Raw genomic sequence first — 14,184 nt, 5'->3', positions numbered from 1 at the left:
TTTTCCCAGGGTCCGAAAAGCTGTTTCAAACAACTGAGCTGAACGTCAGGCAGCAAGACCCCGGGGAATCACTTAATAATAAAAACGGCAGTAAAAAGGTATAAGAATGAAAGCCACAAACCGAAAAACCCGTAAATTTGAGCCTCTGACTTTCGTTTTCTCCCTTCTATTGCTGGTACTTTTTCTTTTTATTTTTCTGACTCTCTCAAATATGATCTTCAGTCAAATCCTGGAGGATTTCTCAGGTCTTGTAAATGCCGCAGGAAACCGCTCAGTTATCAGTTCTATCTTTCTCTCTCTTTATGCGGGTTTTCTTGCAACACTTCTTGCTCTCCTCCTCGGAACCCCGACAGGTTATATTCTTGCAAGGTTCGATTTTCCCGGGAAAAGGCTGGTTGAGAGCATAATTGATGTACCGGTTGTAGTCCCGCATACGGTTGCAGGAATCGCCCTACTCACGGTTTTCGGGTCAAGGGGACTTATCGGCGGGCCCCTTGAACCCTATATCCAGTTTCGTGATGCTCTTCCGGGGATTGTTGTCGCAATGCTTTTCGTATCCATGCCCTATCTGGCAAATTCTGCAAGGGAAGGCTTCAAAAGTGTGGACCCCAGGCTTGAAAATGCAGCCCGTTCTCTGGGAGCTCCTCTCTGGAAAGCCTTTTTCTTTGTAACCCTCCCTCTTTCGGCAAGGCACCTCCTGATAGGTTCGGTCATGACCTGGGCCAGGGCTATAAGTGAGTTTGGGGCAGTTGTAATTATCGCCTACTACCCGATGATAGGGCCCACGCTTATTTATGACCGTTTTATTTCCTACGGGCTTTCGGCGTCCAGGCCTATAGCCGTACTGCTTATACTGGTCGCGCTTTCGATATTCCTTGTGATAAGAATCCTTTCCGCAGGCTGGAGTATATATGATAGAGATTGAATCCCTTTCCCGGAAGTGGAAGAACTTTTCCCTGGATAATCTTAGCCTGAAGGTTGAATCCGGGGAATATTTTGTGATTCTCGGCCCTACCGGAGCCGGAAAAACCCTCCTGCTCGAACTGATCGCGGGCTTTCATGTCCCTGATTCCGGAAGGATCCTGGTTGACGGAAAAGAAGTAACCGATCTGCCTCCGGAAAAACACGACCTCGCTTTTGTATACCAGAATTACTCGCTTTTTCCTCACATGAATGTGAAAAAGAACATCGAGTTCGGGATGCGGATGAAAAAAATAAAAGACCCGAAAAGGGTTCTGGATACTGCCCGGGACCTGAAAATCGCACATCTTCTTGACCGCAACCCTCTGACACTCTCAGGAGGAGAACAGCAAAGAGTAGCCCTTGCAAGAGCCCTTGTTACTGATCCTAAAATTCTGCTCCTGGACGAGCCCCTGAGTGCGCTTGATCCCCGTACGCAGGAAAATGCCAGGGAGCTGCTTTCGGTTCTCCATAAAAAGAATAAACTGACCGTGCTGCATATTACTCATGACCAGACTGAAGCCCGCATAATGGCTGACAGGATTGCAGTCATAATGGATGGAAAGCTTATGCAGGTGGGGGCTCCTGAAGAGATCTTCGAAAAACCGGTTAATACCCAGATAGCCAGTTTTGTAGGTTTTGAGAATGTGCTGAAAGGCAGGGTCATATCTGCCGATCAGGGGATGCTCCGGATCAAGGCCGGAGAAGTAGTGATCGATGCTTCAGGAGACATGGAGGCAGGAGACCAGGTATATGCTTTCCTGAGGCCCGAAAACATAGCTTTAAGTAAAACCTCCACACAATCCAGCATCAGAAACTCTCTGCAGGGCAGGGTTACGGAAGTCTGGGTACTTGGAGCTCTCGTGCGGGTGAAAGTCGACTGCGGGATCCCCCTGAACGTCCTCATAACCCGGCAGTCGGCAGAAGAGATGGGAATCTCTCCGGATGTCCAGGTCTATGCCCAGTTCAAGGCAAGTTCTGTCCATGTGCTCCGTTGAAAAGGTGAAGGTCTGTGAAAGCGAAAACAAAGCTCTGGTTTACTGAAGATGGAAGAACGGTTATGGGTGCTGGCAGAGCCGAGTTGCTGAAAACAATTGATGAGGAACGATCCCTTCGGAAAGCCTGCCAGAAACTCGGAATCTCGTACAAGCACGCCTGGATGATGCTCAAAAAAATGAATGAAGCTCTCGGCGAGCCGGCGGTAATTACTATTCGCGGGGGGAAAGAACAGGGCACCTTCCTGACCGACCTCGGAAGAAAACTGCTGGCTGAATACGATGCGAACAAAAAACTGATTAATGAAGCCGTAGAAGACGAGACCTCCTGGGAAAACGTGGGTTACAAACTTTCAGCCCGAAACAAGCTTCCAGGAAAGGTACTTAACGTAGAGAAAAGCGGGCTTGTGTCCAAGATCACTATTCAACTGGAACCTTCAGTCCTGACCTCCGTAGTTACGGAGGAGGCCGTGGAAAAGCTGGATGTAAAGCCCGGAGACCGGATTTATGCGGTCATAAAGTCCACTGAAGTAATGGTTGCAAAAGCTGTCGGAGGAAAAGAGTCCGCAAACCCGGATTTGAAAAAGGCCGGTCTCCCAGACTGAACGTCTCTCTGACTGAATATTTCTCTTCATATCCTGTGTATTTTTGATCTGTACTCAAATAACAAAAATTTGTGATCAAGATCTTCAGTTTAAGATCTGCAATCAAAAAGGACCTGTGTGCCTGTAAGACTTAGATTTACAGGCACCTTTTGCTTGATTTCTCCGTTTTTCGGTTTCCAGCTTTTTGCTCAGTCTTTCTGCTGTTTCTTCCTGAAAAGGACGAAGCAGGCAGCAAGAACCATGAATGCGATCCCGGTTCCAAACTGGTATCCCGGAAGGCCTTTTTTTGCAGCCAGGACTTCTGTATTGATCTTTATGCTGTCTGAGACCTGGTCGTGCCCGTCAGCATCTTCATAGAGGATCTCACTGTTAAGGGAATACGGTTTGGGGGTTGCATCCTCGTCCACATCCATATCAAAAATGGCAACAGCGGTTTTTCCCGGGTTCAGGGTTCCGAGGTAAGACTGGTCATCGGTTGTACTGAAGGGGTCTCCTGCACTGACTCTGACGGTTGCATCCTTTGCAGGCTCTTCTCCCGTATTCTTATATGTAACATAGAGCAGTCCGCCTTCGTCCGGATAGAGGTCTCCCTTTACTTCCGTTACCTCAAAGTAAGGCTCTTTTTTGACCTGTACCTCTATGGTCCTGGTCTGGGTCTTGTTTTCGTACCAGATGCCTACTTCCTTGTTTGTCACAAGCCCAACGGTACTGTCAAAATCGTCTCCACCAACCTGCACATTATTCTGATACATGTATGAAAGCTCAAGGGTTAAGGGATAAGTTCCGGCTGTGGCGTTCTTGTTAATTTCAATGGTGAATTTTGTCGGGCTGGAGCTCTGTTTGCCCTGTTTGAGGGTGCCTGCTTCCTGAGGTCCGGATTTCACCTTGATATTCGGGTCATCTGACTTGAGGGTTGCAAGGATGCCTATGGCTGTTACGGCCTGTGCTTCGTACTGCATTTCAGTCTGCTGGAGCATCTCCTCGGTATAGTCTCCCAGATCTACATCACTTTCCGACTTAAATCCGGTGACTGCGCCTTTATTCATCATGTTTATGTTCAGAGTTACCGTATCTCCCCTTGAATATTCGTTGTCTCCAACGAGTGTTGCATCAAGGTCAGGCCCTCCGTAGACGGTGTAATAGTTCTCACTGATATCGAAGTTCTCGGGTAAAGCTGCCTGCGCGGGCAGGGCAGCAGAGCAAAGGATCAGAAGGGCTGTGATAGTAGCAAAAAGTCCATTTTTATTCATTCTCATCACCTGACGCGTTCTCATCATCATTCTGGTTTCTTTTCCGGTGCATATTTACGATCTGGTAAAGGGCGATAAGGATAATCAGTATAATTGCTATGCCCGTTGTGCTGATTTTTTTCTCGGCGGCTTCAAGAGGCACATGTACTTTCAGGTTATCTGAAAAGGAGGTTTCTCCGTCTTCATCAACATACTTTATCTCGCTATCGATTCCGTAGTTTTTTACGGTAGCGTCTCCGGTTGCAGCGATTTCGAAGCTGGCAGTCTTATTCTCTCCGGGTCCTATGTCACCGAGCCTCACTATGGACTTCTCCGTGCTCAGGGGGGTCATCACGATTATTCGGGCCATTGCGTCCTGCGCTACACTTTCTCTTGTGTTGGTATAGGTAATCTCAATGACTCTATTTTCTCCCTGTTTGAGAGTGCCGGTAACATCTGCTACCTCTAACTTCGGTTCGCTTTTTATGGAAACAGGTATTCTGAGCGTCTCTGTTTTTGTTTTATATTCTCTGGTATATTCCATATCCGTAAGCCCCAGGTTCATTACTTCTCCGGTTGCAGTCCGAACATTCGCCTGGTAGTCATAGCTTACAGGTAGAAGGAGTACATAATTCCCGGCAGGAGTATCGCTGTCGACACTTATGGTGTACCGGAGGTTTGCGGTATCCCCTGTTTCAAGCTCTTCCACATTCTGGATATTGGTCGCAGATTCGATCTCAATATACTCTGTTTCGGAAACAAGGTAGGCATTGATGTTTTTTGCTGTTGTGCATTCTTCTTCTTCTTCTTCCATCTCCGCCACTGCAAGCTTTTCTTCAGAGGAATCGCTTATCCAGGTCTGATTTACGTTCAGCCTCTGAAAACCTTCTATAACTCCCTTATTCGCAATTTTTATCTGCAGGTCTGCAGTCTCTCCCCTGTTTAACTCGGGATTTCCTGTGACTGATGCCTGCAGGATCGGCTCTCCGTAACTCCTGTAATAGTCTACGGTGTACCCATAGTCAGGAATAATGAAGTCGGTTTCATCATCATCTCCGAGAGCTGGAAATGCAGTGACTGAGACTATTAGCAGGATTAATACAACTATGGAAGTTTTTCTCAGTATTTTCTGTCTGGTTTTTCCGGGTGCTTGAATCATATTTCTGCCCCCTGAATTTGTTTTTTTGTCTCTTTTTCTACCGTCACGGCTCCTCTTCTCTTGTCCCTCCAGGTATCAAGCAGGACTATAAGTGGCGGGAAGACTACAAAGGTTGCCAGGAGAGCCAGCATGACATCTATAACCGTAACTTTTCCGAAATTGCTGATCATCGGGAAGGGGGAAGCAACCAGGGCCAGGAACCCGAACACAGTAGTGGCTCCTGAGGCAATGATTGCAGTTCCTATTTTGGAACTGGTCATATGGATCGCTTCCATAGGACTTGCCCCGGCATCCTTTTCTTCAAAATAGCGTTCCATCATAAGGATCGCATACTCAGACCCAACTCCGAGAATCAGAGCCCCAAGAGTTGCTGTCATGGGAGTGTACTCGATGTTAAGGTAGTACATGACTCCGCCTGACCAGCCGATCACTATGAACATCGGGATGATGGGGACTATCGCCTTCAGCCAGTCTCTGTAAATCACATAAAGCCCTGCCAGCACAAGAGCAAGCCCCAGGAAGGTCATTGCTACTCTCCCGCTGGTAAGGGCGGTAATGACCTCTGTAAATACAACGTTATTCCCGGTAATCGTGACCGTCGTGCCCGGTGGGGCAGGCATCCACTGCATGTCTTGCTTGACAATATTTGTCAGTTCCTGGATTCCTGTAACTTTAATATCCGAAACCGCATTTCCTATGTTGAAGTTCAGGAGAAGCATGTTCTTTCCGTACATGTAGCGCTCTTTCTGCGCTTCCGGGATCTCGGCATAGATCTCTTCTACTTCCTGGCTGGTATCGGGAATTGTTCCCCCGTTCTTTTCCTTTACCAGGGATACGATGCTTGATGCGCTGTAAATATGCTTTCTGCCTTCAACTTCATGCTCGGAAAACTGGTCCATCCATTTCAGGACATCCGGGTTGGCGGTATCCTCAACCTTGATGATAAGGTTTAATTCATCAGTTCCGCCCATGATATCTCCCATATGCTGGAGATCTACAAGGGCAGGCATGTCCTGCGGCACGAAGGTTTCGACATCAGTTTGAATAGCTACGGACTGATCGGCATAAAGACCCCCAAGACAGAGCAAGCCCGCAATCCCCAGTACAATAATATCGTATCTGATTGTCAAGTCCGTAGTTTTCTGGAGAAGTATTTCTTTTCTGTGTCCTGATCTCTTTTTTTCCAGCTTCTCCTTTTTCCCTATCCCTGCCGGTTTTATCCGCTGAGCAACTTTCCTTAAAGGATTTTTTTTCGAATATTTGTCAAAGAGCGAGACTGTTACGACTCCTACAAATATGGACGAGAGGTAACACATAATGATGCCTATCAGGAGCAGTTTTCCAAAGTCCCGGATCATTGGCACCGAGGATGTAAAAAGCGAAACAAAGCCAAGCCCTGTCATCCCCAGAGCTATTAAAACGGCAGGCCCGGTGTTCTTTATGGTTTCTACAACTGCTCTTCCTTTACCCCCGTTTTTCTGCAGTTCTTCTTCGAGTCTATTGTGGAACTGGATGGCATAGTCTATCCCCACGCCTATAAGGATTGGAAACGCAGCCATAGAAACCATGGACAGAGTAATCCCTATATATCCCATGGCTCCGAAGGTGTAAACGATCCCGAGGAGAACCACCGGCAGAGGGAGAAGCCCCCAGCGGACGTGCCTGAATACGAAAAAAAGTACGATAACCATGAAAATGCCGGAAAGCCCCAGCAGTATGCCCATACTTGAATTCATTTCAGCGTTCATGTTGACGCTGAAAGCCGGATCGCCTGTGACGATAATGGTGTAAGAAGGTGGAAATTCCGCAAATGAGACTGCATCTTCAGTAGCATGAAGGATGTCTTCCTGTGCAGTGTCACTGGCGGAGCCGGCCATAACCACCGAGATCAATACATGTGTATTATCGGGAACGATCTGGCTGAAGATATCAGGGTTCTGATCTATGATAGCTTCGATTTCTTCATCGCTTTCGGGAATCACGTATCTTCCTGTCATCTGGTAATTAACCGTTTTGATCAGGGAAGCAGGGCTTGTGGTTTCTATGACCCCTTCCGTATCCTGGACCTGATGTTCAAGCCTGTCAATGGCTTTCATCAGTTCAGCGTTTTTAACCTCATTCCCCTCTACCATCACCACAATCGACTGCGTCTGGAATATTTTTTGATAAAGGTGGTCGTAGTCCTGGTAAAGAGGGGAGTCTTTCCCTACAAAGGTCTCTGTTCCTGAAGCCATCTCTATTTTCTGCGCGCCCTGCATTGAGATGACTATAAACAGGAAAGCTACCAGGAGTATGGAAAAACGGTTATTCTGAACAAAAAATCCCAGTTTTTCAAAAGCATTTTTAATAGTGGATTCCCCTCATAATTTTCAGTATGAAGTACAATTTTGAGCCCTTGATACATATCCTGACCGACAGTTCTTCCTTCGGGCTGGAGATTTGTCTTCCGAGGCTTATTAACTACCCCTCAAGGCTTATTAATATCCATCTTTTTGTTTCTTTACTGTATGAATAGTTATTTACTGTTCTCTATCTGCTTGGTATTATATGTAGAAAAGATTTAAATCTATTGTTACTTTAGGGGTAACAGATGTTTTCGCCACTTAATCCTCAGTTAATTTGTAATCTGGAGAAGTTAGGGCTGACTGAAAACGAGGCAAAAGCCTATGTCGGGGTTGTTAGCCTGAAAGAGGCTACAGCTCGGGAAGTCCACGAACTTACTAATGTGCCGAGAGCCAAGATATACGAAGTCCTCAAACTGCTGGCAAAAAAGGGTTATCTGGAAGTCCGCCAGGGCTCTCCAACCTATTTCCGGGCTGTCGATCCCAAGCATGTAATAGGCAAGATAAAAGACGAATTCATCAACTGTGCAATAGAGACGCTCGACCAGCTCAATGAATTGAGTTACGAACTTCCTAAGACTTCTCCTGTCTGGTGTATCCAGAGTGAGTGGGGAATTAAAAACAGGATTCATGAAATTCTCAGCGGGGTTAAGGAAGAGTTGATTGTTTTTTCATCCAGCCCAAAGTTTCTGCAGGAATTTGAGGCAGACCTTAAAAAATTGGAAAAAACCCGCCGTTTAACTCTTATTGTGAATGATCCGGAAATGTTCAAATCCCTGCCCTTTGAGTTTAGAGTTACTACAAAAGAGTTTGCTGACTTCATAAGTAATATAGTAATTGATGGGGTTCAGTATGATGAACAATTCTTTATGATTGCGGACGGAAAGGAATCAATAGGGGTCCACAGTGCAGGAAACACAAGAGAAGCAGTCGTAATCAAGCTCCCGGTTGTTTGTTATATGCAGAAGATGATCTATGACAGAGTGCTTGAGCCGAGTTTTATTAAACAGGATCTTCATTAAAAAGGATCTAAACTCTGTCTGAAAACCTTAAATGATCGAAAATAGCGTTCTCTAACAGGGCTCTTTTCACAGATACGGGGAACAGAGTTAGCAGGTGTATAAATATGAATAATGTAAAAATTGAAGGCGTCAGTATTCAATGGTTTGGAAATTCCGGTTTTCTGCTTGAAGGGGATGGCAAAAAAATCTATATCGACCCGTATCAGATAGGTGCGGAGCCGGCTTTTGATGACAGGGCAGATATTCTCCTCATTACGCATGAGCACTTTGACCACTGCAGCCCTGAAGATATACGGAAGGTCCGGAGGTCGGACACAACCACATTGATCCCTGAGAGCTGTTCCCTTGAATTCAGAGGCGATGCCAGGAGGGTTGCTGAAGGGGATGTCCTTGCTGACGGGCTTGAGATCAAAGGGATCCGAATTGAGGTGGTTCCCGCCTATACCCTTGACAAACCCTACCATCCCAGAGAACTTGGAGTTGGGTACATCGTAGAACTAGGCGGGCTGAAGATTTACCATGCAGGAGATTCGGATTTTATCCCTGAGATGGAGACTATCAGGGCCGATATAGCTCTTCTGCCCATAGGGGGGACGTATACGATGGATGAAGAAGAAGCTGCCAGGGCAGCTGTAGCTATTTCTCCGAAGGCTGTCATTCCCATGCACTACGGTTCGGAAGGACTCGATGGAGATCCCGAAAAGTTTAAAGCTCTTGTGAACAGCAAGAACCCGGATATTAACGTAATTATCCTTGACTTCTGAGCTTGACTCCTAATTTTTACTTCTTGAAAAAAGGGTTGAAGCAGGATTACCGTTCCAGTAAAAATACCAGGATAGATCTACAAATGCCTAAAGCAGCCAGGAAACAGCAAAAAAACCTTATTCAGAATATAGCAGTCCAGCGTATGTGGCGACTTTTTGAGCTTGCGAAAGCCGAGTTTCCGGAAAACCCTGAGCGCAGCAGGCATTACGTGCGGCTTATAAGAAATATATCTATGAGGAACAGGATTAGCATCCCAAGGGAGATTAAAAGCAGGATCTGCAAGCACTGTTATTCATTCCTGGTACCCGGGAGTAACGCCCGTTACAGGTTGAAGGACGGGTATATTGTCATATCCTGCGAGCAATGCGGAAAAGAAATGAGATATCCTTACAAAAGGTTAAGGTAAAAGGTATGCTGCTACCTTTTAGGTCAAATAAGCAGCGCTGTCAACACTTCTTTTACAACGTAGGTAGCAATTAGGATCACTACTACAACCATAAGGTATGCAAAAACATTTCTGTAAACTACATCCTTCTCCGATCCAGCCTTCATCCCAAGGGCTCCGGGACAGTTCGCACAGGAAGCAGCTCCGCACCCGCATCCGAGATTTATTTCTTTGTATGGGGGATGGACCACATTTTTGGGACTACCTGATCCGTTATCTATGACAGGCAGTATTTTTTTGTTATTTTCAGACATATCTGCTGGTTTTGTTTTCAAATGATATAAACGTTCTTTTTAGTTCTCAGCATTATAATTCATGTTTTTGCAGGTACTCCCTGCCCTCTCTTTTTTCTTATTTCTAATGCGATCTGCTTTGCAATAACGGATTTTGGTCCCTTATCGTCCACGAGAACTCTCCCGCTGACCTCCCACCAGGATTTGGGATAGGCTTTTTCAGGCTCCACTTCTGGGTTCAGGCCCAGCTGCTTTGCAGCTTCTTTAATCTCATTCAGGTGTGGCTCCTTTACGGCATTTTTTCGAGAGATTATCCTTCCACTGCTTCTGGATCTGGTCTGGTCGATGTACGCAGGCCAGATTACAAGTTTTCCCCTGTCTTTCATCATCATGCTATCTTCGTTCTAAATTGCTTTCATCAAATTTAAAACTGCCCGGCAGCTTCTGAAGTTCCGGAGGTTCTTTTTCCCAATAGTTCTTTTTCCCAATAGTTCTTTTTCCCAATAGTTCTTTTTCCCAATAGTTCTTTTTCCCAATAGTTCTTTTTCCCAATAGTTCTTTTTCCCAATAGTTCTTTTTCCCAATAGTTCTTTTTCCCAATAGTTCTTTTTCCCAATGTAAGTATTAATATGAAGGTCCCGGGTTTTCTCCTGATATAATAATCCGTAATGATAACCTGTAACTATTTATCTTCCCCGAACAATTTCTGCACGGTGTATTAATATGATTCCGGCGTTTTCAATTGACGAAAAGGTCAGAGCTTACATAAGGAAGAGTGGGCAGGACTTCAGGCTTTCCACCTCTCCGGACGGCCCTGTGCTTCTCCCGCTCGGGGAATCTTCCTCCAAGCCCTCTGACATGAAAATCCTTGTTGGAAGTAATGTTCTTTACGTTTCCAAACTTCAGGCGAAATATATCAAAAGAATCGACTGGCCTATGGTAGAAAGGTATCTGAATGCTTCGGGAGAATCGGAAACCTGAACTATTCTTACATAATAAGCTTTTACTTTTCTGTCAGCTAAACCGAAGCTATTTTGTGTTTTTCTTCTGTGAGGTTATCCGTTTTGTTTATTAAGAAGAGAGAGCATAGGATAAAGGCTGACCTGTTACAGACCCTGCAAGCTTCTCTCTGTATGGGGGGAAATCTCCATTAAGAGGATCAAGAGGAAAATCACTGCAGGCTGAAAAGAGATCGCTTCAAGTCCAAGGGAGAATTTTCCGTGAAAATGAGAACAAAAAGTATATTTATGCTCCTTGCCCTGCTGGTGGTCTTCATGTCGGGCTGTATTGATCAAAAAAAGGAGATCGTTCTGGATGAGCCAGGCAATATCTCGAATTATGAATTTGAGGTTTTCCTGGATGATTGGGATAATAATATTCCGGCAAATACCACCACATATTATATTCTGGAAGACAAAACCGAGGTACAGGTCGTCCACATTGTCATAAATAGCAGCAAGCTTGAAATTTTCCCTCCTGATTCCCTTGGCGGCGGGTCCAATGAGGAGCCTATTCGAAATTTGGTGCTTCTGGCGGAGCCTGCAAATGAAACCGTAGCAAGTTCAAAAACTTTTATGCGGCTTGCAAACAGCAGCAACGTTTCGGATCTCAATTATACACTCACGCAGGAAATTGCCCGGAACATGAAGGTAATAAACCTTGAGTTTGAAGAACCTGTCACGGGTTTTATTGCATATACCCTTGATACCCCGGGAACTCAGAGTTTTACCTTTATGAAACCTGATTCCGAGTTCATCCGGGTGGTTCTTCCGGTAGGTTTTGTCACAGGGAACAGGGTATTCGGGATAGCAAGACCCGAACCTTATGACGTAAGCTTCGATGAGGAAGGAAGGCAGACCCTTCTGTGGATCTCCTCCAGAATGGGAGAACGGGAAGAAGCTATTCAGGTTAAATACTATGCCGAATCCGCACCCATGTATTTCTTCGCTGCAATTGTAGCTCTGCTCTTTGGGGTTGGCCTGGTGCTTTCGCGTTATTCTCGAAGCAAAAAAGAACTTGAAAGTGTTCGGGAGATTTTTGAACTCGAAAAGGAATATGAAACTAAAGGACGTCGGAAAAATAAATAATCCGGGATAAATATTCTCACTATTTTTTATAGCATGTTCTTCTCAAAAGACGTCTATTTCTCGTCTAATACTAAATTATTTATTCAAGTTAGACGTATTATACCAATGTGAAGGAGTGGGGAAGTCTCCGGCATAGAAATTTGCATTCTCTAAAATCTACACCCGAAGGTCTCTCTCCTGTTGTCGGTTCCCTTCTCCTTCTGCTAATAGTCTTTGTGTTTGTGGGCGCAATTGCCAGCAGCATTGATCTCTCCGGCAGCAGGACAAATTTTCAATATCCTATGGCAAGAATAACTCTTGAATCCTGTGAAGGAGGACTTTACGGGGTTGGGCCGACGGCTGAGAGAGCCCGGCTTGAAGAAAATCGGATTGTCCTCATGCATGAAGGAGGAGATCCCCTCCCGTTAGATTCTGTCTCGATAAGGATTTACGGGTATGGGAACTCTTACAGGCCTGTTTTTGGGCAGGGTTCTCTAACAGGCGACATTTCCGTCTTCTACAGGGACCTGGGTCCCGGAGGAAAAAATTCCACCTGCTACGTTGTTCACAACAGCGCTACTCTTGAAGACGGCATGTGGGATGTCGGAGAAAGGCTTGTGCTCTGCGGACAGGACAGTGCAGTAGGGGCTGTAGAATCCAGCGTAAAAGTGGGTGTGGACGGGGACTATAGCACTTCTGACAACTACGGTTTTAAAGCAGGTACTGAAATAACTTTGAAGGTTGTTGACAATAAAGGCAGAAATGTGATTGCCAAAAGAAAAGCTATTGTCAAACTCGCCGATTGACATCTCAGAAACTGCGGTCGGAAATTAAACGATAATGTAAAAATGGCAAGGTCAGATCCTTTTTAATTTCCCGTTTAATTGTCTGGCATTCGGGTAATAAGATTGAGTTTCCGTTGAGTTCGGTCCGGGAGCAAAAAATGCTTTCCGGAAGTTCAGTAAGGAAGTTCAGTAATAATCATCGTATTCTTTTCGTTCATGCGCATCACTGAAAACTGCCTGCCTGGAATGTGGATGGGACTCGCAGCTCCACTGCCCTGTCCGTCTGTCAAACTCCTGGTCTCCGGTGCCGGACGTAAGGATATTGGTCGGAAACTCTGCTTGTTTCTTACAGGGATTCCGTATCTGGATTTGAAAATAAGTGTACGCTTTCTTTTTCAGGTCCGTTCCTGGGTTAAATTTCAGATTTACTCTTTAAGGGACATTTTTTTCCTTATCCAGCTATTTAATTCTCTTTAACATTAGAGTTTCCGGAACAAATTTCTCTAAAAAGCTTCACTGGTATTATTCCGGGCTTTTATCTTCAGTCTGCCTCATCTGAGGGGATGAAAATTCTACTGAATTAATAATTACCAGTTGAAGTAAGACGTCAGGTCATAATCTCTATTGTACTTGATTTTTTGTTTCATATGTGCAATTGATACTGAATTTAAATTCTTATCCTGGACCTCAAAATTTACTTCTTTGAGTCTTTTCTCCACTTTCCTGTTCAAACATAGGGCATTTAAGGGCTTCGATAAGGGTTAATCCCGTTATTTAAAATCAGATCCCGAACTAAACGTATTATAAAGCTTATTTTATAAATTCATCCAGCTAAAATTCCATGTTTTTATAAGTATGCTTTTATTTTACCCGGATAATTTCAGGAATGTCAGCCGGCGGATAGTCGGCCAGACAATCGGGGCAAAGCAGGACTATATGCTTCTGAGTTGGGGAAACGGTAGCATAAGACTCCATAATGTCGAAACCGTAGTATTTGTGACAGAATTGTCTGTGCTTTCTTTTTGAACTCATATGCATATCCATGAGTCCTATGGGTCCTGTGAGATGGAGTCCTAAGAGACGAAAACCACTCAAAAACGTACCAAATTGTATTAAATATCACAAAAATTAGGGGGTTAGAACATATGGGTAAACTGACATTTGATAGGTTAAAAAAGATTCTGTGTATGTTTACACTGGTCTTTTTTGTAATGTCACTTACAGCTGCGTCAGTAAGTGCAGAGTCAAATGATGCCAACAAATGGAACCAGGAGAAGAAAAAATGGGATGCAGAGAAGAAGACGTGGGATAAGGAGAAGAACACCTGGAGCAACGAGAAGAAAAAATGGGATGCAGAGAAGAAGACGTGGGATAAGAAGAAAAAGGGCAACGAGTATAACAGCTGGTTAAATAAATATAATGCCTGGCTATCTAAATATTCCGCGTGGTCCAGCAAGTACAACAAATGGGAAAGCAATCACAGGAAATGGGAAGCAAATTATAATAAATGGAGAAACAACCATTGAGGATTGATGCGGAAAACCGTGAGAGTTGACTTGTAAAATATACCGAATAACT

17 protein-coding genes are annotated in these 14,184 nt (G+C 44.9%); 11 read left to right on the top strand and 6 right to left on the bottom strand.

What is annotated here, in order from left to right; all coding sequences use genetic code 11:
* Positions 1-106 precede the first annotated feature (106 nt).
* From ACSAZL_RS19155 to ACSAZL_RS19145, 3 genes are read left to right on the top strand one after another with little or no spacing between them, the layout of a single operon-like run.
* On the top strand, positions 107-925 hold the full coding sequence (locus ACSAZL_RS19155) for an ABC transporter permease subunit (RefSeq protein WP_440946164.1): 819 nt from the start codon (positions 107-109) through the stop codon (positions 923-925).
* Positions 912-1,958 carry an ATP-binding cassette domain-containing protein gene (locus ACSAZL_RS19150; protein ID WP_440946163.1) on the top strand — a complete coding sequence of 349 codons (1,047 nt, stop codon included), beginning with the start codon at positions 912-914 and terminating at the stop codon, positions 1,956-1,958. The genes ACSAZL_RS19155 and ACSAZL_RS19150 overlap by 14 nt, the downstream gene beginning before the upstream one ends.
* A 14-nt stretch (positions 1,959-1,972) precedes the next feature.
* Positions 1,973-2,560 carry a TOBE domain-containing protein gene (locus ACSAZL_RS19145; protein ID WP_440946162.1) on the top strand — a complete coding sequence of 196 codons (588 nt, stop codon included), beginning with the start codon at positions 1,973-1,975 and terminating at the stop codon, positions 2,558-2,560.
* A gap of 188 nt (positions 2,561-2,748) precedes the next feature.
* Here the strand turns inward: ACSAZL_RS19145 and ACSAZL_RS19140 are convergent, their stop codons facing one another.
* From ACSAZL_RS19140 to ACSAZL_RS19130, 3 genes are read right to left on the bottom strand one after another with little or no spacing between them, the layout of a single operon-like run.
* Complete coding sequence (locus ACSAZL_RS19140; protein ID WP_440946161.1) at positions 2,749-3,810, bottom strand: COG1361 S-layer family protein; 1,062 nt, start codon at positions 3,808-3,810, stop codon at positions 2,749-2,751.
* Positions 3,803-4,948, bottom strand: coding sequence for a COG1361 S-layer family protein (locus ACSAZL_RS19135; RefSeq protein WP_440946160.1), 1,146 nt, complete (start codon positions 4,946-4,948; stop codon positions 3,803-3,805). The genes ACSAZL_RS19140 and ACSAZL_RS19135 overlap by 8 nt, the downstream gene beginning before the upstream one ends.
* Positions 4,945-7,206, bottom strand: a complete 2,262-nt coding sequence (locus ACSAZL_RS19130; protein WP_440946159.1) for a hydrophobe/amphiphile efflux-3 (HAE3) family transporter — start codon at positions 7,204-7,206, stop codon at positions 4,945-4,947. The genes ACSAZL_RS19135 and ACSAZL_RS19130 overlap by 4 nt, the downstream gene beginning before the upstream one ends.
* A 332-nt stretch (positions 7,207-7,538) precedes the next feature.
* Between ACSAZL_RS19130 and ACSAZL_RS19125 the strand changes: the two genes are divergently transcribed.
* The 3 genes from ACSAZL_RS19125 to ACSAZL_RS19115 all read left to right on the top strand — a co-directional run bounded on the left by ACSAZL_RS19125 (position 7,539) and on the right by ACSAZL_RS19115 (position 9,483).
* Positions 7,539-8,312, top strand: coding sequence for a TrmB family transcriptional regulator (locus ACSAZL_RS19125; protein WP_440946158.1), 774 nt, complete (start codon positions 7,539-7,541; stop codon positions 8,310-8,312).
* Between the two features lie 104 nt (positions 8,313-8,416).
* Positions 8,417-9,076, top strand: a complete 660-nt coding sequence (locus ACSAZL_RS19120; RefSeq protein WP_440946157.1) for an MBL fold metallo-hydrolase — start codon at positions 8,417-8,419, stop codon at positions 9,074-9,076.
* Positions 9,077-9,159: 83 nt separating this feature from the next.
* Complete coding sequence (locus ACSAZL_RS19115) at positions 9,160-9,483, top strand: ribonuclease P protein component 4 (RefSeq protein WP_440946156.1); 324 nt, start codon at positions 9,160-9,162, stop codon at positions 9,481-9,483.
* 23 nt (positions 9,484-9,506) lie between these two features.
* On the opposite strand, the gene ACSAZL_RS19110 is transcribed toward ACSAZL_RS19115, so the two are convergent.
* The 3 genes from ACSAZL_RS19110 to ACSAZL_RS19100 are packed head-to-tail and all read right to left on the bottom strand — an operon-like array spanning position 9,507 to position 10,371.
* A complete protein-coding gene (locus tag ACSAZL_RS19110; RefSeq protein ID WP_440946155.1) occupies positions 9,507-9,776 on the bottom strand; it encodes a hypothetical protein in 270 nt (89 codons plus the stop codon).
* 59 nt (positions 9,777-9,835) lie between these two features.
* A complete protein-coding gene (locus ACSAZL_RS19105; protein WP_440948907.1) occupies positions 9,836-10,141 on the bottom strand; it encodes a signal recognition particle protein Srp19 in 306 nt (101 codons plus the stop codon).
* A 38-nt stretch (positions 10,142-10,179) separates the two neighbouring features.
* Positions 10,180-10,371: a hypothetical protein gene (locus tag ACSAZL_RS19100; RefSeq protein WP_440946154.1), complete on the bottom strand. Its 192-nt coding sequence runs from the start codon at positions 10,369-10,371 to the stop codon at positions 10,180-10,182.
* A 107-nt stretch (positions 10,372-10,478) separates the two neighbouring features.
* Between ACSAZL_RS19100 and ACSAZL_RS19095 the strand changes: the two genes are divergently transcribed.
* The 5 genes from ACSAZL_RS19095 to ACSAZL_RS19075 all read left to right on the top strand — a co-directional run bounded on the left by ACSAZL_RS19095 (position 10,479) and on the right by ACSAZL_RS19075 (position 14,132).
* Entirely contained in the window at positions 10,479-10,736 is a 258-nt protein-coding gene (locus tag ACSAZL_RS19095; protein ID WP_440946153.1) for a hypothetical protein, read from the top strand.
* Between the two features lie 245 nt (positions 10,737-10,981).
* Entirely contained in the window at positions 10,982-11,842 is an 861-nt protein-coding gene (locus ACSAZL_RS19090) for a DUF5803 family protein (RefSeq protein ID WP_440948906.1), read from the top strand.
* Between the two features lie 140 nt (positions 11,843-11,982).
* Positions 11,983-12,627 carry a type IV pilin gene (locus tag ACSAZL_RS19085; protein ID WP_440946152.1) on the top strand — a complete coding sequence of 215 codons (645 nt, stop codon included), beginning with the start codon at positions 11,983-11,985 and terminating at the stop codon, positions 12,625-12,627.
* Positions 12,628-13,461: 834 nt separating this feature from the next.
* Positions 13,462-13,632 (top strand): hypothetical protein, encoded by a 171-nt coding sequence (locus ACSAZL_RS19080; protein ID WP_440946151.1) that lies wholly within the window; start codon positions 13,462-13,464, stop codon positions 13,630-13,632.
* Positions 13,633-13,751: 119 nt separating this feature from the next.
* Positions 13,752-14,132, top strand: a complete 381-nt coding sequence (locus ACSAZL_RS19075) for a hypothetical protein (protein WP_440946150.1) — start codon at positions 13,752-13,754, stop codon at positions 14,130-14,132.
* The last annotated feature ends 52 nt before the right edge of the window (positions 14,133-14,184 follow it).

It is taken from the genome of Methanosarcina mangrovi (assembly GCF_052057765.1).
Classification (GTDB): Archaea; Halobacteriota; Methanosarcinia; order Methanosarcinales; family Methanosarcinaceae; genus Methanosarcina.
Note: the sequence above shows the minus strand (reverse complement) of the source record. Positions and strands in the feature narration are given on the sequence as shown.